18 protein-coding genes are annotated in these 21766 nt (G+C 65.1%); 2 read left to right on the top strand and 16 right to left on the bottom strand.

Features of this window, described 5'->3' with window-relative positions; translation table 11 throughout:
• Positions 1-78: 78 nt before the first annotated feature.
• Complete coding sequence (locus AC1Q64_RS01120) at positions 79-846, bottom strand: hypothetical protein (RefSeq protein ID WP_287383282.1); 768 nt, start codon at positions 844-846, stop codon at positions 79-81.
• A 21-nt stretch (positions 847-867) separates the two neighbouring features.
• Complete coding sequence (locus AC1Q64_RS01115; RefSeq protein WP_492250156.1) at positions 868-1338, bottom strand: nuclear transport factor 2 family protein; 471 nt, start codon at positions 1336-1338, stop codon at positions 868-870.
• 137 nt (positions 1339-1475) lie between these two features.
• Between AC1Q64_RS01115 and AC1Q64_RS01110 the strand changes: the two genes are divergently transcribed.
• On the top strand, positions 1476-2378 hold the full coding sequence (locus AC1Q64_RS01110; protein WP_287383284.1) for a LysR family transcriptional regulator: 903 nt from the start codon (positions 1476-1478) through the stop codon (positions 2376-2378).
• Between the two features lie 337 nt (positions 2379-2715).
• On the opposite strand, the gene dgoD is transcribed toward AC1Q64_RS01110, so the two are convergent.
• The 13 genes from dgoD to AC1Q64_RS01045 form a co-directional block, all read right to left on the bottom strand.
• Positions 2716-3864, bottom strand: coding sequence for a galactonate dehydratase (gene dgoD, locus AC1Q64_RS01105; protein WP_492250155.1), 1149 nt, complete (start codon positions 3862-3864; stop codon positions 2716-2718).
• 56 nt (positions 3865-3920) lie between these two features.
• Positions 3921-4580 (bottom strand): 2-dehydro-3-deoxy-6-phosphogalactonate aldolase, encoded by a 660-nt coding sequence (locus AC1Q64_RS01100; RefSeq protein ID WP_492250154.1) that lies wholly within the window; start codon positions 4578-4580, stop codon positions 3921-3923.
• Positions 4577-5626 carry a 2-dehydro-3-deoxygalactonokinase gene (locus AC1Q64_RS01095; RefSeq protein WP_492250153.1) on the bottom strand — a complete coding sequence of 350 codons (1050 nt, stop codon included), beginning with the start codon at positions 5624-5626 and terminating at the stop codon, positions 4577-4579. The genes AC1Q64_RS01100 and AC1Q64_RS01095 overlap by 4 nt, the downstream gene beginning before the upstream one ends.
• An 11-nt stretch (positions 5627-5637) precedes the next feature.
• On the bottom strand, positions 5638-6576 hold the full coding sequence (locus tag AC1Q64_RS01090; RefSeq protein WP_492250152.1) for a dihydrodipicolinate synthase family protein: 939 nt from the start codon (positions 6574-6576) through the stop codon (positions 5638-5640).
• Positions 6577-6684: 108 nt separating this feature from the next.
• On the bottom strand, positions 6685-8418 hold the full coding sequence (locus AC1Q64_RS01085; RefSeq protein WP_492250151.1) for an IlvD/Edd family dehydratase: 1734 nt from the start codon (positions 8416-8418) through the stop codon (positions 6685-6687).
• 34 nt (positions 8419-8452) lie between these two features.
• A complete protein-coding gene (gene yjfF / locus AC1Q64_RS01080; protein WP_228894946.1) occupies positions 8453-9490 on the bottom strand; it encodes a galactofuranose ABC transporter, permease protein YjfF in 1038 nt (345 codons plus the stop codon).
• Positions 9487-10539 (bottom strand): ABC transporter permease, encoded by a 1053-nt coding sequence (locus AC1Q64_RS01075; RefSeq protein ID WP_492250150.1) that lies wholly within the window; start codon positions 10537-10539, stop codon positions 9487-9489. The genes yjfF and AC1Q64_RS01075 overlap by 4 nt, the downstream gene beginning before the upstream one ends.
• Positions 10532-12085: a sugar ABC transporter ATP-binding protein gene (locus AC1Q64_RS01070; protein WP_291437234.1), complete on the bottom strand. Its 1554-nt coding sequence runs from the start codon at positions 12083-12085 to the stop codon at positions 10532-10534. Before AC1Q64_RS01070 ends, AC1Q64_RS01075 begins: the two co-directional genes overlap by 8 nt.
• On the bottom strand, positions 12082-13311 hold the full coding sequence (gene mmsB / locus AC1Q64_RS01065; protein WP_492250149.1) for a multiple monosaccharide ABC transporter permease: 1230 nt from the start codon (positions 13309-13311) through the stop codon (positions 12082-12084). Before mmsB ends, AC1Q64_RS01070 begins: the two co-directional genes overlap by 4 nt.
• Before the next feature lie 59 nt (positions 13312-13370).
• Positions 13371-14966 carry a multiple monosaccharide ABC transporter ATP-binding protein gene (mmsA, locus tag AC1Q64_RS01060; RefSeq protein WP_492250148.1) on the bottom strand — a complete coding sequence of 532 codons (1596 nt, stop codon included), beginning with the start codon at positions 14964-14966 and terminating at the stop codon, positions 13371-13373.
• A gap of 110 nt (positions 14967-15076) precedes the next feature.
• A complete protein-coding gene (gene chvE / locus AC1Q64_RS01055) occupies positions 15077-16147 on the bottom strand; it encodes a multiple monosaccharide ABC transporter substrate-binding protein (protein ID WP_492250147.1) in 1071 nt (356 codons plus the stop codon).
• 214 nt (positions 16148-16361) lie between these two features.
• A complete protein-coding gene (locus AC1Q64_RS01050; RefSeq protein WP_116750363.1) occupies positions 16362-17327 on the bottom strand; it encodes an ABC transporter substrate-binding protein in 966 nt (321 codons plus the stop codon).
• Positions 17328-17405: 78 nt separating this feature from the next.
• Positions 17406-18857, bottom strand: coding sequence for an aldehyde dehydrogenase family protein (locus AC1Q64_RS01045; protein WP_492250146.1), 1452 nt, complete (start codon positions 18855-18857; stop codon positions 17406-17408).
• A gap of 140 nt (positions 18858-18997) precedes the next feature.
• Between AC1Q64_RS01045 and AC1Q64_RS01040 the strand changes: the two genes are divergently transcribed.
• On the top strand, positions 18998-19960 hold the full coding sequence (locus AC1Q64_RS01040; RefSeq protein WP_492250145.1) for a LysR substrate-binding domain-containing protein: 963 nt from the start codon (positions 18998-19000) through the stop codon (positions 19958-19960).
• A 950-nt stretch (positions 19961-20910) separates the two neighbouring features.
• Here AC1Q64_RS01040 and AC1Q64_RS01035 read toward each other — a convergent pair.
• Positions 20911-21732 carry an SDR family NAD(P)-dependent oxidoreductase gene (locus AC1Q64_RS01035; protein ID WP_055401789.1) on the bottom strand — a complete coding sequence of 274 codons (822 nt, stop codon included), beginning with the start codon at positions 21730-21732 and terminating at the stop codon, positions 20911-20913.
• Between the last annotated feature and the right edge of the window lie 34 nt (positions 21733-21766).

The raw sequence follows: 21766 nt of genomic DNA, 5'->3' as shown, positions 1-21766 counted from the left end.
CGCTTGAATGAAGTCTGTCCCCCGCGACAATGCACCTAGAAGTCGCGCCGCTTTCTGCCACCCGATACAAAAGGGACTTCAACCAGCTGGTGTGACGCTGAGATTAGTAAAGTGCCCCCTGGTGCCGTCGTCTACCCACAATCCGATGCGACCAGTACGGCCAGCGTACTTGAGGTCCTCGACGATCAGCACCCTGGCACCATCCACCTGTACCTGAGCGCGCCTGCCTTTGATATCCAGGCGCAGCCTGTGCCAGCGGCCCAGCGCCACCGGCGCGGCCTTCTCGTAGCGGCCAGGGGATCGTGAACGCGACACGTCGAAGTGAAAGTCCGGATGCGCCACGTATTGCACGGCGCGCACGTTGCGCGGTGGCGGCGGTGGCGGATCGTTGAGCGTGCCGTTGGTCATTCGCAGGTAAACGGCCTCGTAGGTCTGCGCGTCGCTCGACAAGTGAAAGGCCACCCCGACGAAGGCGCGCGAGTCGGCCACGCCACGACCGGTGAGTTCGCCCGCGACATCGACCTCGATCACGCCATCGGTGAACGCGCCTTCGCGGATGGCAAAGCTGGGCGCATTGCCCGCGCCGCCTGCCAGCATGCGCCGCTGTACCTCGTCAGCGAGCTCCACCGTGATGCACGGGCGGCCGCCGAACTCGCCTGCACTCATCTTCACCTGGTTGGACGTGTACCCCTTCAGCAGTGCAGACGAATAGCCTGCTGTTCCTGGGCCTTGCGCGCTGGCGGCGGACCACAGCATGGGGCTGGCCGTCAACAGTCCCGCCTTGACGATCAGGCCCAGGGCCTCGCGGCGGTGCCCGGTATCGTCCAGGCGTTCGAGCTCACTCATGTTTTTCCTCCAGCGATCGACTCAGAACATTGAGTTGCGATTCTTCGAGGTCGCCGGCACGGCTTGATCGACGTCCCAGTGCTGGACGATCTTGCCGGCTTCGACGCGGAAGATGTCGACCACGGCTGAACCCCGATCCGCCGGATCAGCGGGGTTCTCCTGGCAGTGGTTGTGAACGGCGACCAGCGGCCCTTCGGCAATCACCCTCTTGATGCTGCAGCGGTAGTTGCTCTTCTCCAGAAAGGCGGCGAAACCCTTGATGAAGGCCTCGCGGCCGTCCTCGCCGTTGGGGTTGTGCTGCGTGTACTGCGTCGGCGAGATGTACTTCATCGCCGCCTCGGTCGGCTTGCGCTTGACGAAAGCCAGGTCGAAAAACGCGACCACGATCTCTTTCGGTGTATCGCCCGCTGCATGGGCGGGCGCGGCGCCGAGAACAAGAGCTGAGGCGGTCACTAGGGCAAGAATTGAAGGACTGTGGAGCAGGACAGGCATGCAAAGTCTCCGGAGATGGATGAGAGTCACACGTGCACGCTCTATGGCATCTGGAGCGTGGCCGGTGTTCGTGGTTTATGGAGCGTGACTTTAGCGAGGCTTCGTTCAATAATTAATGCGTTCAACTCACTTGTGACATGCGCAAAATTGATGCCTTGGGCCTAGACCTGAACCTGTTGATCGCGTTGCACCATTTGCTGCAGCATCGTCAGGTCGCCGCTGCCGCGTCGGCTTGCGGCGTCACGCCGTCCGCAATGAGCCGAGCCTTGACCCGGCTGCGAGCGGCATTCGATGATCCCTTGCTGTGTGCCGTAGGCCGTACCTTGGTGCCTACCAGTCGCGCGCTGGTCGTGGGCCCGGAGTTGGCGGAAATCCTTCAACGCGTGCAGGCGCTCAATGCGCCCACTTTGTTTGATCCGGCGACAAGCGATCGTGTGTTTCGCATCGCTTGTACCGACTATGAGATCAACGTCCTGTTGGCCCCGTTGGTGAAGCGATTACGCTTGGTGGCTCCTGGCTTGAGCTTTCACTTGCTCAATGGCGGCGATCTCGGAGTCGACAGCGTTCAAGGCGATGCCGAACTCGCTCTGCTGTCACCGGACGGGATCTACCCTTGGGCCAAACGGCGCCCGTTGCTGCGAGAGCAATTCAAGACGCTGGTCCCCAAAGCAGCGCTGCCGCTGACACAAAAGCGCTACCTTGGCTTGCAGCATGTGCTGCTGGCGACAGGGGAGGCAGTGGCCAATCCGACGGACGCAACGTTTGGCATGCACCAGCGCAAGATTGCTTGTCGCGCCAGGAGTTTCTCCAGCGCCATCGAACTGGCCTGCGCCGGGCACTGGGCCTTCAATGCTCCGCAGAGGTTCCTCAAGAACATGTCATTGCCAGACCACATGACGGTGGTACAGCCAACACTCGCAATACCAGATTTCGAGGTGGCTATGTACTGGCATCCGAAAGAGGACAAAGACCCGGGGTTGCAATGGTTGCGCCAACGCATTGTGGAGGTCGCTGGCAAGGTAGACCGTAGGTCACCTTGAACCGAGGCTGTCCGCCGGCGAATCCCATCCTAGTTCGAACGCTTTGGGTTCCCGCGATTGCGCTGTATCGGCAGCTTTGTGGCAAGCAAATCGATGCAACGTAGGCGGTTCAGGGTCGCGAAGAGCCGGTCGCTCAGTGCGAAGCAGTCGCTCAGCCCCCTCATATGGCTCATCGCTGTTGAGTGGCCGCTGCTGGTGGTGTAGCGGTCGGTCGCGCGGCAAACATGGAGTGGCAGGTTCTGGCTGCGGCTGTGATTGGGGTCCGCGAACCTGACCGCCTGCAATCAGCCTGAAGTAGCCCAATTTCGCTGAATTGGTAAACGAAGCTCCCACCCCCTCACCACTCCGCAAAACTCCCATCCCGATGCCGCCACACCGGGTTCCTCCACCGGTGCCCCTCCGCCGCACGCTCGCGCACATAGTCCTCGTTCACCTCAATGCCTAGCCCCGGCCCGGTGGGGATGGCGACCATGCCGTCCTGGTATGCAAACACCCCGGGGTTGGACACATAGTCCATCAGGTCGTTGGCCTGGTTGTAGTGGATGCCCAGGCTTTGCTCCTGGATGAAGGCGTTGTAGCAAACCGCGTCCAGCTGCAGGTTGGCCGCCAGTGCAATCGGGCCCAGCGGGCAGTGCAGGGCCAGGGCTACGTCGTAGGCCTCGGCCATGCTGGCGATCTTGCGGGTCTCGGTGATGCCGCCTGCGTGCGACGGGTCGGGCTGGATGATGTCCGCATAGCCGCCTTGCAGCACGCGCTTGAAGTCCCAGCGCGAGTACAGGCGCTCGCCCAGGGCGATGGGGGTGGAGGAGATGCGGGCGATTTCCTTGAGCGCCTCTTCGTGTTCGCTCAGCACGGGCTCTTCGATGAACATGAGCTTGTAGGGCTCCAGTTCCTTGACCAGCACCTTGGCCATGGGCCGGTGCACGCGGCCGTGGAAGTCCACGCCAATCCCTACATTCGGCCCCACGGCCTCGCGCACGGCGGCCACGTTCTGCAGGCAGCGCTCCACCTTGTCGTAGCTGTCCACGTACTGCACCTCTTCGGTGCCGTTCATCTTCACGGCCGTGAAGCCGCGCGCGACGGCGGCCTGGGCAGCGGCGGCTGTCTCGCTGGGGCGGTCTCCGCCAATCCAGCTGTAGACCTTGATGTGGCTGCGCACATTGCCACCCAGCAGCTCGGATACGGGCACGCCCAGCGCCTTGCCCTTGATGTCCCACAGCGCCTGGTCGATGCCGGCCAGCGCGCTCATGTGCACGCCGCCGCCACGGTAGAAACCGCCGCGGTACAGCACCGTCCAGTGGTCTTCGATGTGGCGCGGGTCTTTGCCGACGAGGTAGTCCGCCAGCTCATCCACGGCAGCGGCCACGGTGTGGGCGCGGCCTTCCAGTACGGGTTCGCCCCAGCCGGTGATGCCTTCGTCGGTTTCTATTTTGAGGAAGCACCAGCGCGGCGGAACGATGAACGTGGTGAGTCGGGTGATCTTCATGGGTGCTGGGCAGTCGGTTCAGAAATGCTGGGTTGTCTGGAACGAGTAGGGGCGGTTCAGGCAGTGGCAGGCGCTGTGCCAAATGACGCCTGCCAGGCCCGCGCAAACGCTGCGGCTTTGTGCGCCACCTCGGCGGCCTGGTCGCCGGGCCGGTACAGGGCCGAGCCCAGGCCAAAGCCGCTGGCCCCGGCCGCTGCGTAGGGGGCGATGCTTTCGGGCACGATGCCGCCCACGGGGACCAGCGCCATGGGCGGCGTGATGACGGCGCGCCAGGCCTTGAGCACATGGGGCGGCAGCGCCTCGGCTGGGAACAGCTTGAGCATGTTGGCGCCCGCTGCCAGCGCGGCATAGGCCTCGGTCAGCGTGGCCACGCCGGGCGCGCAGGCCATGCCGGCAGCGCGGGCGGCGCGGATCACGTCGGGGTCGCTGTGGGGCATGACGATGATCTGCCCACCGGCTGCGGCCACATCGGCCACGGCGTCGATGGAGAGCACGGTGCCCGCGCCCACCAGGCAGTCGGCTGGCAGCGCGTCGCGCAGCGCGCGGATGCTGGCCAGCGGCTCGGGCGAGTTGAGCGGCACTTCGATGATGCGAAACCCCGCGTCGTACAGCGCATGGCCGATGGCCACCACTTCGTGCGGCTGCACGCCGCGCAGGATGGCGATGAGCCCGCAGCGCTGCAGGATGTGGAAGAGGGCTTTGTCGATGGGGTTCATGCGGCCAGACTCCCGGCGGTGAAGGGGTGTGAGGGGGAGGGCGCGGGCGCAACGACCAGCCCTGCTGCCAGCGCGATCTGCCACAGCCCGGTGGCCGTGGCCTGCGTGGCGATGGTGGGTGTGGCAAAACCGTAGGTCTGCAGTGCGACGGCGTAGCGGCGGCACAGGTCGGGCTCGCCGCAGAGCACCAGCGTTTGTGGTGTTGCCTGGGTTTGATCCTGTGCGCGTGCCAGGCTGGCCGCCTCGTGCCCGATCAGCAGGCCCGAGAGGTAGTCCGCTTGCGCGGTAGGCGCCAGCGCGCCGGTCAGCCCCAGCGTGCGCGTGCTGAAGATGTGCGAGAGCAGGCCCAGTGCGGCATCGCTGCCCCGCGCTACGTTTAGCCCGCGCGCAAAGGCGGCGTCGTCGGGCGCGGCTGTGGCCTGCATGGTCTTGCCCAGAATGGTGTGGCCGCGCAGCGCGGCAAACACATCGCCGGTCATGAAGGTGTGGAACTGCTCGATGCGCCCCCGGCGTGCCAGCACCCATTTGCTGTGGGTGCCGGGCAGGCCGATGAGCACGGGCGCGTCCGTTGGCAGCGCAAGGCCCGCCAGCACGCCCAGCACCTGGGTCTCTTCACCACGCATCACGTTGGGCAGTGCGCCCTGCTGCAAGAGGCCCGGCACGATGTGCAGCGGCGGGCCGTCGCGCCGCTCCACCAGCGTCAGGCCCCGCGCCAATGCATCGAGCGAGGTGGGCGTCGGCAGGTACTTGGCCTCGCGCCAGCCCTGGGCGCTGCCCACCATGCCGCAGGCCAGCAGGGGCAGGCCGGGTGTGGCGGCCAGCCAGTCGCCGCAGGTGTCTTGCAGTGCGCGTTCAAACGCGGCGCCAGGCTCGCCGTCTGCCGCGCTCGCGGTGGCGGGGGGCAGGTTCATGATGCCCCAGGGGCGGTGGCGGGTTTCCAGCACTTCGCCATGCGCGCCCATGCGGAAGGCGCGCAATGCGCTGGTGCCCCAGTCCAGGGCGATGAGGCCCGCTTCAGCGGGCACCAGATAACGCACAGGCGCCATGGGTGCTCCGTTTAGCGTGCCCAGCGCAGCACCAGCGGGTCCAGCCGCCGTGCGATGTCGATCAGGCCTCGCCGCACCTCGGGGTGCATGGCCGGGAAGGGGTGGCGGCCCGCCTCGCAGGTGATCACACCGCCTTCTTTCATGAGCGCCTTGGCCGTGAGGATGCCGCCCTGGCGGTTCTCGTGGTTGATGAGGGGCAGCCAGCGCTGGTAGAGCGCAAACGCCTGGTCCATATCGCCCTGGCGGTGCGCCTCGATGATGGGGCGGATGCCGTCGGGGAAGGCGCCGCCCGTCATTGCGCCCGTGGCGCCCGCGTCCAGGTCGGCCAGCAGGGTGATTGCTTCTTCGCCGTCCCAGGGGCCTTCAATGGCGTCGCCGCCCAGGCGGATCAATTCACGCAGCTTGCTGGCGGCGCCGGGCACTTCAATCTTGAAATAGGCCAGGTTCTCGATCTCCTGCGCCATGCGGGCCAGGAATGGGGCCGAGAGCACGGTGCCGCTGGCGGGTGCGTCCTGCACCATGATCGGAATGCGGATGGCATCGGACACCCGGGCATAGAACTCGTAGATCTGCGCCTCGGGCACGCGGAAGGTGGCGCCGTGGTAGGGCGGCATGACCATCACCATGGCCGCGCCCATGTCCTGCGCGGCGCGGCTGCGCTCGGCGCACACGCGGGTGCCATAGTGGGTGGTGGTGACGATGACCGGCACGCGGCCCGCCACATGCTCCAGCGACGTGCGGGTGAGGACTTCGCGCTCGGCATCCGACAGCGAGAACTGCTCCGAGAAGTTGGCCAGGATGCACACGCCGTCCACACCGGCGTCGATCATGAAGTCGAGGCAGCGCTTCTGGCTGTCGAGGTCGAGGCGGCCGTCTTCATGGAACGTGGTGGGCACCACGGGGAAGATGCCTCGGTAGCGAGGGTTCTGGAGTGTGTGGGTGGCTGGCATGCGGAGGAAAGGTAAAAATTTGAGTGAAATACGGCTCTAGCGCTTGTCTATCAAGCGCTAATAGCTATTAAATATGTAGCATTCTCCGTGGCGGGTGGGCCGTCGGCATCAGTGAGAGTGACGTGGGACGGCGGCGCCACGGCAGCCGACGAGGAAGTCGAAGTCGCAGCCATCGTCGGCCTGCAGCACATGGTCCACATACAGGCGCTGGTAGCCACCCCGGCCACCGTGGTCACTGGCCGAGAGTGCAGCCAGGCGCGCTGCCAGTTCCTCGTCGCTGATGTCGAGGTGCAGGCGGCCGTTTTCGCAGTCCAGCTCGATGAAATCGCCATCGCGCACGGCGGCCAGCGGGCCACCGGCCGCCGCCTCGGGCGCCACGTGCAGCACCACGGTGCCGTAGGCGGTGCCACTCATGCGCGCGTCGGAGATGCGCACCATGTCCTTGACGCCCTGGCGCAGCAGCTTCGGGGGCAGGCCCATGTTGCCCACCTCGGCCATGCCGGGGTAGCCCTTGGGGCCGCAGTTCTTGAGCACCATCACGCAGCTCGCGTCGATGTCCAGGTTTTCATCGACGATGCGCTCTTTGTAGTGCTCCAGGTTCTCGAACACCACAGCGCGGCCCCGGTGCTTGAGCAGTTCGGGCGAGGCGGCGGAGGGCTTGAGCACCGCGCCACGCGGCGCCAGGTTGCCGCGCAGGATGCAGATGCCGCCGTCGGCAATCAGGGGGTTGCTGATCGGGCGGATCACCTCGTCGTTGTATTGGGGCGCTTCGCGCACGTTGTCCCACAGGCTCTTGCCGTTGACGGTGAGCGCGTTGGGGTGGGGCAGCAGGCCGTTCTCGCCCAGGCGGCGCAGCACGGCGGGCAGGCCGCCCGCGTAGTAGAACTCTTCCATCAGGAAGCGGCCCGAGGGCTGCAGGTCTACCAGCGTGGGCGTACCACGGCCAATGCGCGTCCAGTCCTCCAGGTCCAGCTGTACGCCGATACGGCCTGCGATGGCCTTGAGGTGGATGACCGCGTTGGTGGAGCCGCCGATGGCGGCGTTGGTGCGGATAGCGTTCTCGAAGGCTTCGCGCGTGAGAATTTTGGAGAGCGTGAGCCCTTCGTGTGCCATTTCCACGATCCGTTTGCCCGACATGTGGGCCAGCACATAGCGGCGCGAGTCCACCGCCGGTATGGCTGCGTTGTGCGGCAGTGAGGTGCCCAGCGACTCGGCCATGCAGGCCATGGTGCTGGCGGTGCCCATGGTGTTGCAGGTGCCGGCAGAGCGGGACATGCCCGCCTCGGCCGCGAAGAACTGGTGCTCGTTGATCTCGCCCGCCTTCAGCGATTCGTGCAGGCGCCACACAGCCGTGCCCGAGCCGATGTCCTTGCCGTCGAGCTTGCCGTTGAGCATGGGGCCGCCCGTGACCACGATGGCCGGCACATCGCAGCTGGCTGCGCCCATCAGCAGCGCAGGCGTGGTCTTGTCGCAGCCCACCAGCAGCACCACCGCGTCGATGGGGTTGCCGCGAATGGCTTCTTCCACATCCATGCTGGCCAGGTTGCGCGTCAGCATGGCCGTGGGGCGCAGGTTGGATTCGCCGTTGGAGAACACCGGGAATTCGACGGGGAAGCCACCCGCCTCGTAGATGCCGCGCTTTACATGCTCGGCAATCTTGCGAAAGTGTGCGTTGCACGGGGTCAGCTCGGACCAGGTGTTGCAGATGCCGATCACGGGGCGGCCGTCGAACGCGTGGTCGGGGATGCCCTGGTTCTTCATCCAGCTGCGGTACATGAAGCCGTTCTTGTCGGCCGTGCCGAACCATTCGGCGGAGCGGAGTTTGCGCTTGGGGGTGGTCATGGTGGGGTGCGAGAGAAAGAGGAGAAATGAAGAGTCAACGGGCCTTGCCCGAGCGGCGCGAAAGCAGCCGCTGCAGCAGACAGAAAGCGAACAGCAGCACACCAACGACGATGCGCGTCCACCAGGAGCTGAGCGTGCCGTCGAAGGAAATCAGGGTCTGGATGATTCCGAGCATGAGCACGCCAAACAGCGTGCCCGCCACATAGCCCACGCCACCGGTGAGCAGCGTTCCGCCAATGACCACGGCGGCAATCGCGTCCAGCTCCATGCCCACAGCATGCAGGCCATAGCCCGACAGCATGTAGAACGTGAACACCACGCCCGCCAGCGCTGAGCAAAAGCCCGAGAGCGTGTAGACGCCAATGAGCGTGCGGCGCACCGGCAGGCCCATGAGCACAGCCGAGTGCTCGCTGCCGCCCACCGCATACACGCTGCGGCCAAACGGCGTGCAGTGCGCCACGAACAGGGCCACCAGCAGCACGGCGATGGCGATGAGCGCGCCCAGCGATAGGGATGCGCCTTCCCACAGCGGCAGGCGCCACTGGGCCAGCTCGGAGTAGCCTTCGTGTGTGATGCTGATGGAGTCGATGCTGATCAGGTAGCACAGCCCGCGCGCCAGGAACATGCCCGCCAGCGTGACGATGAAGGGCTGCAGCCGAAAGCGCTCGATGAGGAAGCCCATGAACGCGCCAAATGCTGTGCCCATCAGCAGCACCAGCGGGATGGCGACCATGGGGTTCCAGCCCCGGTGTTCCACCAGCGCGGCCAGCACCATGGTGGTCAGCGCCACCACCGATCCCACCGAGAGGTCGATGCCGCCCGACAGGATCACGAACGTCATGCCCACCGCCACGATGATGAGGAAGGCGTTGTCGATCAGCAGGTTGAGGAACACCTGGGCCGAGAAGAAACCGGTGTACAGCACCGAACCCAGCGTGGCCATGGCCACGAACAGCGAGATGGTGGCTGCCAGCGGCAGGTACTTGGGGTTGAACCGCGCGCGCTCGGCGGTGGCCTGTGGAGCAGGGTGGTTCACGGTGCCGAAGCCTGCGGTCTTGGGTACGGCGCTCATGGCAAAGCTCCCGCGCCGGGGCGGCGTGCCAGGGCGCCCACTTGCGCCCGGAACTCGGGCGACTGCAGCAGCATCACGATGAACACCACCACGGCCTTCACCACCAGGTTGATCTCGGGCGGCACGCCCAGGGAGTAGATGGCGTAGGTCAGCGTCTGGATGATGAGTGCGCCAATCACGCTGCCCACCAGGCTGAAGCGGCCGCCCGTGAGGGCGGTGCCACCCAGCGTGACGGCCAGGATGGCGTCCAGCTCCAGCAGCTGCCCGGCGTTGTTGCCGTCGGCACTCTTCACGTTGGAGCTGATGAGCAACCCCGCAATGCCCGCGCAGACACCGCAGAACACATAGGCCGCCACGATGAGCCGCCCCGCCTGCACACCCGCCACGCGCGCCGCCGTGGGGTTGATGCCCACCGCCTGGATGAACAGGCCCAGCGCCGTGCGCGTGATGGCGAGGTACAGCACACCAAAGACCACGGCCACCACAAACAGCGAGAAAGGCAGGCCCGCCAGATAGCCGCCGCCGATGAAGAAGTAGGGCGTGTAGTAGATGGTGATGATCTGCCCGTCGGTGATCAGCTGGGCAATGCCCCGGCCTGCCACCATGAGGATCAGCGTGGCAATGATGGGCTGCATGCCCACCTTGGCCACCAGCACGCCGTTCCACAGCCCGCACAGCAGCGCCACGCCGATGGCACCCAGGATGGCCACAGGCAGTGGAAACCGGCTCTCGGTGCCCGACACAGAGCCGCCGATCAGCCACGCTGCCACGGCCGCTGCAATGGCCACCGTCGCGCCCACCGAAATATCGATGCCGCGCGTTGCGATCACAAGCGTCATGCCCAGGGACACCAGCACCAGCGGCGCGGCGCGGTTCAGGATGTCGATGAGGCTGCCGTACAGGTGCCCATCGCGCCATTCGATGTGCAGAAAACTGGCGTTGAAAGCCGTATTGATGGCCAGCAGTAGCAGCAACGTGACGGCGGGCCACGCCAAGCGGTGTCGCATCAGCGCGGCAAAAAGGGAAGGAGAGGAGGGACGTTCAAGCATGTTCTGCGGCGATGAGTTCGTAGACGGCGTCTTCGCTGCTGCCCGCAGGCAGCTCACCCACCTTGCAGCGGTCGCGGAGCACCACGATGCGGTGCGCCACGCGCACCACCTCGCTCATTTCGGAAGAGATGAACAGCACGGCCATGCCCGCCTGGGCCAGGCGCAGGATCTGGTCCATGATTTCCTGCTTGGCGGCCACGTCGATGCCGCGCGTGGGCTCGTCCAGGATCAATAGGCGCGGCTCGATGGCCATCCAGCGCGCGAGGATCGCCTTTTGCTGGTTGCCGCCCGAGAGCAGGCCGATGGGCTTATCCACCGTCTCGGTCTTGATACCCAGCAGCTTCACATAGCGTTCGGCCAGCGCAGTCTGCTCGGCACGCGAAAGGAACTTGCTCACACCCATGCGCGCCTGCAGCGCCAGCGCAATGTTCTCGCGCACCGACAGTTCCGCCACGATGCCGTCGGTCTTGCGCTCCTCGGGGCAGAGGGCCAGGCCATGGCGGATCGCATCCATGGGGTTGGCAAACTTCACCACCTGCCCGTCGATGCGCAGCGCGCCCCGGTCGGGCTGCTCCAGGCCAAACAGCAGGCGCGCCAGCTCGGTGCGGCCCGAGCCCAGCAGCCCCGCCAGGCCCACCACCTCGCCTGCGCGGATCTGCAGATCCAGCGGCTGCAGTTGCGTGTCCTGCCCCAGGCCCTCGGTTTGCAGCAGCGTGGCTTGACGGCTGTCCACGGCGGGCGCTGGTGCGGGTTGCTCCGATGCTGCGGCCAGGTCGCGGCCCAGCATGGCGGCGATCAGCGCCTGTGGCCCCAGGTCTTTGGCCAGCCACTCGCCGACCCAGCTGCCGTTGCGCAGCACGGTGATGCGGTCGGACACGGCATACACCTGGTTCAGGAAATGCGTCACAAAGACGATGGACAGCCCCTCGCTGCGCAGGCGCCGAAGCACCTCAAAGAGCTTTTGCACTTCGTCGTCATCCAGGCTGGAGGTGGGCTCGTCCAGGATCAGCACGCGCGATTCGATGCTGAGTGCGCGCGCAATCGCCACCAGCTGCTGCACGGCCACGGGGTAGTCCGACAGCAGGCGCGTCACGTCGATCTGCAGGCCGATGCGCGCCACCAGATCGCGGGCGCGCTGGTGCAGCGTGGCCCAGTCAATGCGAAAGCCCTGCGCAATGCCGCAGCGCGGATAGCGGCCCGCAAAGATGTTCTCGGCCACCGAGAGGTTGGGGCAAAGGTTGACCTCCTGGTACACAGTGCTGATGCCCAGGCGCTGCGCGGCCAGCGGCGAGTCCGGCCACACCGATTCTCCGCCCAGCCGCATCTGCCCGCCGCTCGCCTCCAGCACGCCCGTCAGCACCTTGATCAGCGTGGACTTGCCCGCACCGTTTTGCCCCATCAGCGCATGGATCTCGCCAGGGTAGAGGTTGAGCTGCACGTCGCGCAGCACGGGGATGCCCGCAAACTGCTTGTGGATGCCCGAAAGCTGCAGCACCGGCGCTGCAGCAGGGGCGTGAACGGTGGATGCGTCCATGGAAACCGTCATGCCTTATTCTTGTTGTAGACATCCACCAGCACGGCTGCCAGCAGCACGACGCCCTTGATGACCTGCTGGTAGTCGATGCCGATGCCCAGGATGGACATGCCGTTGTTCATCACGCCCATCACGAAGGCGCCGATGACCGCGCCCATCACCTTGCCCACGCCGCCCGATGCCGATGCGCCGCCGATGAAGCAGGCAGCAATCACGTCCAGCTCAAAACCCAGGCCCGCCTTGGGCGTGGCGGTGTTGAGCCGCGCCGCAAACACCAGCCCGGCCAGGGCTGCCAACACGCCCATGTTGATGAAGGCATACAGCGTGAGCCGCTCGGTCTTGATGCCCGATAGCTTGGCTGCCTTCTCGTTGCCGCCCATGGCGTAGATGCGGCGGCCAATGGTGGTGCGGCTGGTGACAAAGTCGAACAGCACGATCAACAGCGCCATCACGATGAGCACGTTGGGCAAGCCCTTGTACGAGGCCAGGAGGTAGCTGAAGTACACCAGCAACCCGCCAAACACCACCGTGCGTGCGACGAACAGGCCAGCAGGCTCCGTCTGCACGCCATGGTGCAGGCGGTTGGCGCGCTGGCGCAGACCGCCCACGGCCAGGGCCGCAGCCACCGCAGCGCCCAGCAGTAGCGAGGTCAGGCGCAGCCCCTCCACGCTGAACAGGTCAGGGATGAAACCCGAGCTGAGCATCTGGAACGCCGAAGGGAACGGCCCCACCGACTGACCCGCCAGCAGCGCCAGCGCCAGGCCCTTGAACACCAGCATGCCCGCCAGTGTGACGATGAACGACGGAATGCGCGAGAACGCCACAAAGCTGCCTTGAATGGCGCCGATGAGCCCGCCGCACAGCAGGCACACCAGCGTGGCAGGCACGAAGTGCCAGTTGTATTCGACCATCAGCACCGCTGCCAGCGCGCCGATGAAGCCACACACCGAGCCCACCGACAGGTCGATGTGCCCGGCCACGATGACCAGCAACATGCCCAGCGCCATGATGACGATGTAGCTGTTCTGCAGCACCAGGTTGGTCAGGTTCAAGGGCTGCATCAGCGTGCCCTCGGTCATGTACTGGAAGAAGCCCATGATGGCCACCAGCGTGATCAACATTCCGTATTCGCGCAGGTTGTGCTGCAGGTGCTGCAACAGCGATTTGTCGTGCCGCGCCGCTGCTGTCGTGTTGCCGTCGGCCAGCGTGCTGGAGGGAGGATGGGTGGTCTGGCTCATTTCGGTTATCAGTTCAATGCGTTGTGCGGTTCATCAGGCGCTGAAAAGGGGCGCTGCAGCTACGCGCGGCCGCTGTGCAAGGGCCGCCCCGCCGCACGGGCGGCGTCCCCCTTGGGGGGGATGGCGCGAAGCGCCTCAGGGGGGGCACTCACGATGGCTCGCATGATCTTTTCTTGCGAGGCGTCTGAAGTTGGCATCTCGGCCACAAAGCGGCCTTCGTTCATCACATAGATGCGGTCCGTGATGCCCAGCAGCTCGGGCATTTCGGAGGAGATCACGATCACGCATTTGCCCTCGGCCGCCAGCTGGGCGATGAGGGTGTAGATCTCGTACTTGGCGCCCACGTCGATGCCGCGCGTGGGCTCGTCGAGGATGAGCACTTCGGGGCTGGTGAACAGCCATTTGCTCAGCACCACTTTTTGCTGGTTGCCGCCGGACAGGTTCAGCGTCTTCTGGTCCACGCCCGAGCAGCGGATGCGCAGCTTCTCGCGGTAGTCCTGTGCCACGCGGTGTTCCTGGCCGCTGTCGATCACGCTGGCGAACGACACGCCCGGCAGGTTGGCCAGCGAGGTGTTGAACTGGATGTCTTCGTTCAGCACCAGGCCATTGCCCTTGCGGTCTTCGGTCACATAGGCCAGGCCATGGCGCACGGCCTTTTCCACCGTGCTCACGTCGATGGGCTGCCCGTGCAGTCGCACTTCGCCGCTGATGCGCTGGCCCCACGAGCGGCCGAAGATGCTCATGGCCAGCTCGGTGCGGCCTGCGCCCATCAGGCCCGCAATGCCCACAATCTCGCCGCGCCGCACATTCAGGTCGATGCCCTTGAGGTGCTCGCGGTCGCTGCGCTGCGGGTGGTGGGCGCGCCAGTTGCGCACCTCAAAAACAATGTCGCCAATCTGCGGTTGGCGCTGGGGGTAGCGGTCGCTCATCTCGCGGCCCACCATGGCCTGGATCACGCGGTCTTCGCTCACCGGGCCTTCTCGGCAGTCCAGCATTTGCACGGTGCTGCCGTCGCGCAGCACGGTAATGGCATCGGCCACGCGCGAGATTTCGTTGAGCTTGTGCGAGATCAGGATGCAGGTGATGCCCTGGGCTTTCAGCTCCAGCAGCAGGTCCAGCAGGGCCTGGCTGTCGTTCTCGTTGAGGCTGGCGGTGGGCTCGTCCAGGATCAGCAGGCGCACCTTGCGCGACAGCGCCTTGGCAATTTCCACCAGCTGCTGCTTTCCCACACCCAGCTGGCCCACCGGTGTGTCGGGCGACTCGCGCAGGCCCACCTTGTGCAGCAGCGCCTGTGCGCGGCTGTGTGCAGCCATCCAGTCGATGACGCCGTGCTGCGCGGTTTCGTTGCCAAGAAAGATGTTCTCGGCAATCGACAGCAAGGGCACCAGCGCCAGCTCCTGGTGAATGATGATGATGCCCAGGTGCTCGCTGTCGCGGATGCCCGCAAATTCGCGCTCCTGCCCGTCGAACAGGATCTGGCCGCTGTAGCTGCCGTGTGGGTACACACCCGACAGCACCTTCATCAGCGTGGATTTGCCCGCCCCGTTTTCGCCGACGATGGCATGGATCTCCCCGGCCTGCACCTGCAGGTTGACCTGGTTCAGCGCCACCACGCCGGGGAAGGTTTTGCGGATGTTCCGCATTTCAAGAAGCATGGTCTCTCAGTCTGTTGGCGGGGCCTCTGGCCCCATCCCGGTTGCACGCCGCCTGCGCTGCCCCAGCAGCATTCGCAGGCGGCGGCTCTACATGCAGAAGCCGCTCGCGCTCACTTGATTTGGGACTCTTTGTAGTAGCCACTGCCCACCAGCACCGTGTTCCAGTTGGATACGTCCACCGACACGGGCTTGAGCAGGTACGAGGGCACCACCTTCACGCCGTTGTTGTAGGTCTTGGTGTCGTTGATCTCGGGCTGCTTGCCTGTCAGTACGGCGTCCACCATGTTGGCGGCCACCTTGGCAAGCTCGCGGGTGTCCTTGAACACGGTGGAAGACTGTTCGCCCTTGAGGATGGACTTGATGGAAGGCACCTCGGCGTCCTGCCCGCTGACCACGGGGCAGGGCTGCTGGGCGGTGCAGTAGCCCACGCCCTTGAGGGAGGACAGAATGCCGATGGAGATGCCGTCATAGGGCGACAGCACCGCATGCACCTTGTCCTTGCCGTAGTAGGCCGACAGCAGGTTGTCCATGCGCGCCTGGGCCACCGAGCCATCCCAGCGCAGCGTGCCCACCTTGTTCATGCCGGTCTGCTTGCTGCGCACCACCAGCTTGCCGCTGTCGATGTAGGGCTGCAGCACGCTCATGGCGCCGTCGTAGAAGAAGAAGGCGTTGTTGTCGTCCGGCGAGCCGCCGAACAGTTCCATGTTGAACGGGCCCTTGCCTTGCTTGAGGCCCAGCTTGTCCACGATGGAGGTGGCCTGCAGCACGCCGACCTGGAAGTTGTCGAACGTGGCGTAGTAGTCCACGTTCTTCGAGCCCTTGATGAGACGGTCGTACGCAATGACCTTCACGCCCTTGTCGGCCGCGTTTTGCAGCGCCTTGGACAGCGTGGTGCCGTCAATCGACGCGATCACCAGCACCTTGGCACCCTTGGTGATCATGTTCTCGATCTGCGCGAGCTGGTTGGGGATGTCGTCTTCGGCGTACTGCAGGTCGGTCTTGTAGCCCCGGTCCTTGAGAACCTTGACCATGTTGTCGCCATCGGCAATCCAGCGCGCCGAGGACTTGGTGGGCATCGAGATGCCGATGGTGCCCTTGTCCTGGGCCGATGCCACGGACGTGGCGCCAATGGCAGCCAGTGCCGCGGTGGCCAACACGGCCTTGAAAATTGCACGCTTCATGGATTTCTGTCTCCTGTTTTGAATTTGTTTTTCGGGGATGGTCTATGACTTGCTACTGCCCGTGGGGACTGGCGCGGCCTGAGGCCAGTGCCACCGCCCAAGGGGCGCCATGCAGCGAAGGCTGCGTTTCACTTGCGGGCACTGGTGGCGTCCCCCTTCCCGCATCGCGCAGCGATGCGAGAGAAAGGGGGAAGGCGCGCAGCGCCTCAGGGGGTTAATACTTTCTATTCGGCATTTCCTTCGCCGCTACTTCCATCGGGAAGATGCCTTCCTCGGTCACGATGCGCTTGGGTACCGCCTTGCCTGCCTTGATGTCCTTCACAGCGCTCATCAGCTGCGGGCCCAGCAGGGGGCTGCACTCCACGCTCACATTGAGCTTGCCAGCGATCATGGCTTCGAAGGCGCCCTTCACGGCGTCGATGGAGATGATCACGATGTCCTTGGCAGGCTTCATGCCGGCCTCTTCGATGGCCTGGATGGCGCCGATCGCCATGTCGTCGTTGTGCGCATACAGCACATTGATCTTCTTGCCCTCGGCCTTCAGGAAGGCCTCCATCACTTCCTTGCCCTTGGCGCGGGTGAAGTCGCCGGTCTGGCTGCGGATGATCTTGAACTTGGGGTCGGCCTTGATGACTTCTTCAAAGCCCTTCTTGCGGTCGATGGCAGGGGCCGAGCCCACGGTGCCTTGCAGCTCGACGATGTTGACCTCGCCCTTCTGGTCCTTCATCTTCTCCACCAGCCAGCGGCCGGCCTTGCGGCCTTCTTCCACAAAGTCCGAGCCCATGAAGGTCACATAGAGCGACGTGTCCTTGGTGTTCACTGCGCGGTCGGTCAGCACCACAGGTATCTTGGCGGCCTTGGCTTCGCGCAGCACGGGCTCCCAGCCAGACTCCACCACGGGCGAGAATGCAATCACATCCACCTTCTGTGCGATGAACGAGCGGATGGCCTTGATCTGGTTTTCCTGCTTTTGCTGCGCGTCCGAGAACTTCAGCTCGATGCCCGCCTCTTTGGCGGCCGACTTGATGGACTCGGTGTTGGCGGTGCGCCATTCGCTCTCGGCCCCCACCTGGCTGAAGCCCAGCACGAGGGGCTTTTGCGCCCAGGCAGTGCCGGGCAGCAAGGCGGCCACGGGCACGCTGGCCAAGGCGGCAGCAACGGTGCGGCGGTTCATTTTCATCATCTTGTCTCCTGTCTGTAATGGTTGGTTGACGACGGTTGCGGGATGGAAAGAAGGAACGCTCGAAAAGGGCAGGGCTCAAGCCAGCATGTAGCCCGTCTTGACCGTGGTGTAGAACTCGGCGGCGTAGCGCCCCTGCTCGCGGGCGCCGTAGCTTGACTCCTTGCGGCCGCCAAACGGCACATGGAAGTCCACGCCCGCCGTGGGCAGGTTCACCATGGTCATGCCCACGGCAGCGTGGCGCTTGAAGTGCATGGCGCGCTTGAGCGACGTGGTACAGATGCCCGCACACAGGCCAAAGGGCGTGTCGTTGGCCAAGGCCAGTGCGTGCTCGTAGTCGTCAGCCCGCAGCACGCAGGCCACGGGGCCAAAGATTTCCTCGCACGCCACGCGGTGCTCCGGGCGGGCCAGGAAGAGGGCGGGGCTCATGTAATGGCCTGGGGTGGGGCGCTCCAGGCGCTCGCCACCCCAGACATGCTCCGCTCCCTCGCTCTTCGCAATGTCGATGTAATCCAGGTTTTGTGCCAGCTGGTTGTCATCCACCACCGGGCCCATCTCGGTGCCGCGCTCCAGCGCGTGGCCCACCTTCAGGCTGGCCAGCCGGTTGCGCAGGCGCGCCACAAAGGCGTCGTGCACCTCGGCCTCGACGATGAGACGGCTCGATGCCGTGCAGCGTTGACCGGTGGAGAAATACGAGCCCTGCAGCGCGCAGTCCACCGCCTGGTCCAGGTCGGCGTCGGCCAGCACGATGAGCGGGTTCTTGCCGCCCATCTCCAGCTGCACCTTGGCGCGCCGTGCTGAGGCCGCGCGCAAGATGCGGTCGCCTGTGGAAACAGAGCCGGTAAAGCTCAGCGCGTTGACCAGCGGGTGGTCCACCAGCGTCTGGCCCACCTCGCGGCCGCTGCCCATGACGAGGTTGAAGGCACCGGCGGGCAGGCCGCTGCGGCTGATGATTTCGGCCAGCGCCCAGCCACAGGCGGGCACCAGTTCGGCGGGCTTGAACACCACGGTGTTGCCGTAGGCCAGGGCCGGGGCGATCTTCCAGGCCGGGATGGCGAACGGGAAGTTCCACGGCGCGATGATGCCCACCACGCCCACGGGTTCGCGGGTCACGTCCACCTGCACGCCCTGGCGCACCGAGGCCAGCAGCTCGCCCTGTATGCGCAGCGCCTCGCCCGCAAAAAACTTGAAGATCTGCCCGCTGCGCGCCACTTCGGCCACGCCTTCGGGCAGCGTCTTGCCTTCTTCACGCGCCAGCAGCGCACCCAGCTCGTCCTTGCGTGCCAGCAGCTCGCTGCCGATCATGTCCAGCACGTCGGCGCGGCGTTGGGGCGTGCTTTGGCTCCAGGTGGGCAGGGCGTCGGCCGCAGTGCGCACGGCCAATTCGGTCTGGTTGCGGTCGGCGCGGGCGTATTCGGCCACCACCTCGCGGGTGTCCGACGGATTGGTGCTGACGCCGGTGGTGGTGCCGATTTCCCACCGGCCGTTGATCAGGTGCCGGGGGCTGAGCTGGAGGTCGCCGAGCTTCATGGATAGAGGCCTTTGTTGCAGTTGCGGCGAAGTCTATGGAAGGTTTAGATATCAATCCAATCGTTTTTTAGACAAAATACATATCGTTCTTTGCATTCTGGAAAACCCCTCCCTTTTCCCGTCCTCCTCCTCCGCCATCCATGAGCACCTACAACCACTGGTTCATCCGCGCCCGTCTCAAGACGCGCCAACTGCTGCTGCTGGTGGCTCTGGCCGAAGAGGGCAACATCCACCGCGCCGCCCAGGTGCTCAGCATGACGCAGCCGGCCGCCTCCAAGCTGCTCAAGGACCTGGAGGATGTGCTGGAGGTGTCGCTGTTTGACCGCCTGCCGCGTGGCATGCGCCCCACCTGGTACGGCGAAACGATGATCCGCCACGCGCGCATGGCCCTGGCCAACCTGAACCAGGCGCATGACGAGATCGGCGCGCTCAAGCGCGGGCACTACGGCCAGGTGGGCATCGGCGCCATCACCTCACCGGGCCTGAGCCTGCTACCCGCCGCCGTGGCGCTGGTCAAGCAGGAGCACCCCAGCCTGCGCATTTCGCTCGACATCGAAACCAGCCCGGTGCTGCTGGAGCGGCTGGAGCAGGGCAAGCTCGACATCGTGGTGGGCCGACTGTATGAGGAGCACGACAAGGAGAACCTGCGCTACCAGTCGCTGACGGAGGAGCTGGTCTGCGCCATCACCCGTCCTGGGCACCCACTGTCGAGCATGAGCGGGCTGACGCTGCGCGATGTGGTGTCGGCCAGCTGGATCGTGCCGCCTGCGGGCAGTGTGCTTCGGCATCGGTTTGACCTGATGTTCCAGCAGGACGGGCTGGCGCCGCCGCTGCACACGGTGGAGACATCGGCCCTGTTGTTCATCACGCGCATGCTGCAGCAGAGCGACATGATTGCGGTGGTGGCGGAGGATGTGGCGCGCTATTACGCGGCGCATGGGATCGTGACGGTGTTGCCGCTGGCGATGCCGTGCCATATGGATGCGTTCGGGATCATCACGCGGTCGGACCGGCTGTTGTCGCCGGCGGCGAAGGTGATGATGAAGGCGTTGAAGCAGACGAGCCTGGTGCAGTATGGGCGGAGGCTGGAGGTGGGGGATTGATGGTTTTGAATTGATATTGGCTGGATGCGCTAGTGGGATATGCGCTGGTCGCTATTGATTTTGTAGTGTTTTTCTTCGTGCGCTGATTGAACCGCATGCCTCGGTTGAGGGCGGAGGCCGGGAGTCGCCCGGCGAGCGAGTAACTTTCTTTTGCTTCGCCAAAAGAAAGTCACCAAAGAAAAGGCGCCCCCCAGTCTGCGACCCCTTCGCGTTGCGAAGGGGCAAACCTGCGTCGGTGCGGTTGCGGGGTGCGCCGTGGAACTCGCTTTGCGCTGCGCGCGCCGCTCAGACAGCCACGGCGAGTCAGAGCATGAGGCATGGGCGCTGCGACGCCCATGCTCACCCCGCAACCGCCCCGCCGCAGGCGCAGCCAGCAGGGGTGAGGAGCCGAACATCCAACAGCCGAACAGCCGAACAGCCACACGGGCCATCGCTGCGCTCGGCCCAGCTTTCGCAGCGCGTGGCGCTTGCGCCCGCGAGACGGGGCCGAGCGCCGCGCAGCGAAGCAATGGCCCGTGTGGATGTCCGTTTTTGGGTTCCCTTCTGCGCGTGCCGAGAAGCGCAGGGCAGGGGGTGCGTGCGTGTGCCGAAGGACACACGTACTTCGTGCACTGACTTGCCGCAGTTGTTTGAACGGAGCGCGTAGCGCGCAGTGAGTTCTGCGGCGCACCCTCTGTGCGAGCATCGCAGGTTGCCCGTAGCGCAGCGAAGGGACGCGCGCAGTAGGGTCGCCCTTTCTTTGGTGACTTTCTTTCGGCGACGCGAAAGAAAGTTACTCGCACGCCGGGCGACTCCCGGCCTCCGCCCTTGACCCAAGCACGCCGCCCAAACCAGCACGCCTCGGCTTCGACACGCGCAGCCCGACCGGGCAGGGACCGTTATGAACTACAAAAACAATAGCTACCAGCGCTTAATGCATAAGCGCCAGAGACCAAAAAGACTTCAAAAAATCAAACCCACCCCGCATCCACCTTGAACTCCTGCGCCGTACACATCGCCGCATCATCCGACGCCAAAAACAACACCATCCGCGCAATGTCATGCGGCCGCAGCTTGTCCGGCAAACACTGGTTGCGCGCCAGTTCCTTCTCGCCCTCGGCGTCCAGCCACAGCTTGATCTGCCGCTCCGTCATCACCCAGCCGGGCGACACCGTGTTGATGCGGATCCGGTCCTGCCCCAGCGTCTTGGCCAGCCCGCGCGTGAGGCCGTTCACCGACGACTTGGCAATCGCATAGCAGGGGTAGCCCGTGCCCTTGCCCTGCCAGCCCGTGGAGCCCAGGTTGATGACCGAGCCCGCGCCCAGCCTGCGCATGCCGGGCACCACGGCCTGGATGGCAAAGAAGGCGGGGCGCTCGTTGATGGCCATGCGCTCGTCGTAGTACTCGGGCGTCACGGATTCGAGCGTGTGCCGGTCATCGCTGGCCACGTTGTTCACCAGCACCGCAAAGTCGCTGCCCAGCTCGGCGGCCGCTTCGGCCACGCAGGCTTGCAGGGCGTTCACATCGCGCACATCACACACACGCCACCAGGGGCGGGGCAGGCCTGCGTCGGCAATGTGCTGGGCCAGGGCTTCGCTGGCGTTGCGCGCCACGTCCACAAACGCCACGCGGGCACCTTGCTCGGCAAACGCCGCCACGATGGCCGCGCCAATGCCGCTGCCGCCGCCCGTCACAAACACGGCGCGGCCTTGCAGGCTGGGGAATTTCGCCAGGCCCTGGGGGGCGCCGGTGGCGTCGGTCGAGGAAGAGGAGGGGGTAAAAAGCTGTGTCATATCAATATTGCAATCAATCAATGGCAAAAAAATT

It is taken from the genome of Acidovorax sp. GW835-FHT14G06 (assembly GCF_058793595.1).
This window is presented reverse-complemented; position numbering and strand designations above follow the sequence as displayed.

Bases quoted from the DNA above. Each gene is read 5' to 3' on its own strand.
- AC1Q64_RS01120 (WP_287383282.1), bottom strand. From the start codon at position 846: ATGAGTGAGCTCGAACGCCTGGACGATACCGGGCACCGCCGCGAGGCC.
- AC1Q64_RS01115 (WP_492250156.1), bottom strand. From the start codon at position 1,338: ATGCCTGTCCTGCTCCACAGTCCTTCAATTCTTGCCCTAGTGACCGCC.
- AC1Q64_RS01110 (WP_287383284.1), top strand. From the start codon at position 1,476: ATGCGCAAAATTGATGCCTTGGGCCTAGACCTGAACCTGTTGATCGCG.
- dgoD (WP_492250155.1), bottom strand. From the start codon at position 3,864: ATGAAGATCACCCGACTCACCACGTTCATCGTTCCGCCGCGCTGGTGC.
- AC1Q64_RS01100 (WP_492250154.1), bottom strand. From the start codon at position 4,580: ATGAACCCCATCGACAAAGCCCTCTTCCACATCCTGCAGCGCTGCGGG.
- AC1Q64_RS01095 (WP_492250153.1), bottom strand. From the start codon at position 5,626: ATGGCGCCTGTGCGTTATCTGGTGCCCGCTGAAGCGGGCCTCATCGCC.
- AC1Q64_RS01090 (WP_492250152.1), bottom strand. From the start codon at position 6,576: ATGCCAGCCACCCACACACTCCAGAACCCTCGCTACCGAGGCATCTTC.
- AC1Q64_RS01085 (WP_492250151.1), bottom strand. From the start codon at position 8,418: ATGACCACCCCCAAGCGCAAACTCCGCTCCGCCGAATGGTTCGGCACG.
- yjfF (WP_228894946.1), bottom strand. From the start codon at position 9,490: ATGAGCGCCGTACCCAAGACCGCAGGCTTCGGCACCGTGAACCACCCT.
- AC1Q64_RS01075 (WP_492250150.1), bottom strand. From the start codon at position 10,539: ATGCTTGAACGTCCCTCCTCTCCTTCCCTTTTTGCCGCGCTGATGCGA.
- AC1Q64_RS01070 (WP_291437234.1), bottom strand. From the start codon at position 12,085: ATGACGGTTTCCATGGACGCATCCACCGTTCACGCCCCTGCTGCAGCG.
- mmsB (WP_492250149.1), bottom strand. From the start codon at position 13,311: ATGAGCCAGACCACCCATCCTCCCTCCAGCACGCTGGCCGACGGCAAC.
- mmsA (WP_492250148.1), bottom strand. From the start codon at position 14,966: ATGCTTCTTGAAATGCGGAACATCCGCAAAACCTTCCCCGGCGTGGTG.
- chvE (WP_492250147.1), bottom strand. From the start codon at position 16,147: ATGAAGCGTGCAATTTTCAAGGCCGTGTTGGCCACCGCGGCACTGGCT.
- AC1Q64_RS01050 (WP_116750363.1), bottom strand. From the start codon at position 17,327: ATGAAAATGAACCGCCGCACCGTTGCTGCCGCCTTGGCCAGCGTGCCC.
- AC1Q64_RS01045 (WP_492250146.1), bottom strand. From the start codon at position 18,857: ATGAAGCTCGGCGACCTCCAGCTCAGCCCCCGGCACCTGATCAACGGC.
- AC1Q64_RS01040 (WP_492250145.1), top strand. From the start codon at position 18,998: ATGAGCACCTACAACCACTGGTTCATCCGCGCCCGTCTCAAGACGCGC.
- AC1Q64_RS01035 (WP_055401789.1), bottom strand. From the start codon at position 21,732: ATGACACAGCTTTTTACCCCCTCCTCTTCCTCGACCGACGCCACCGGC.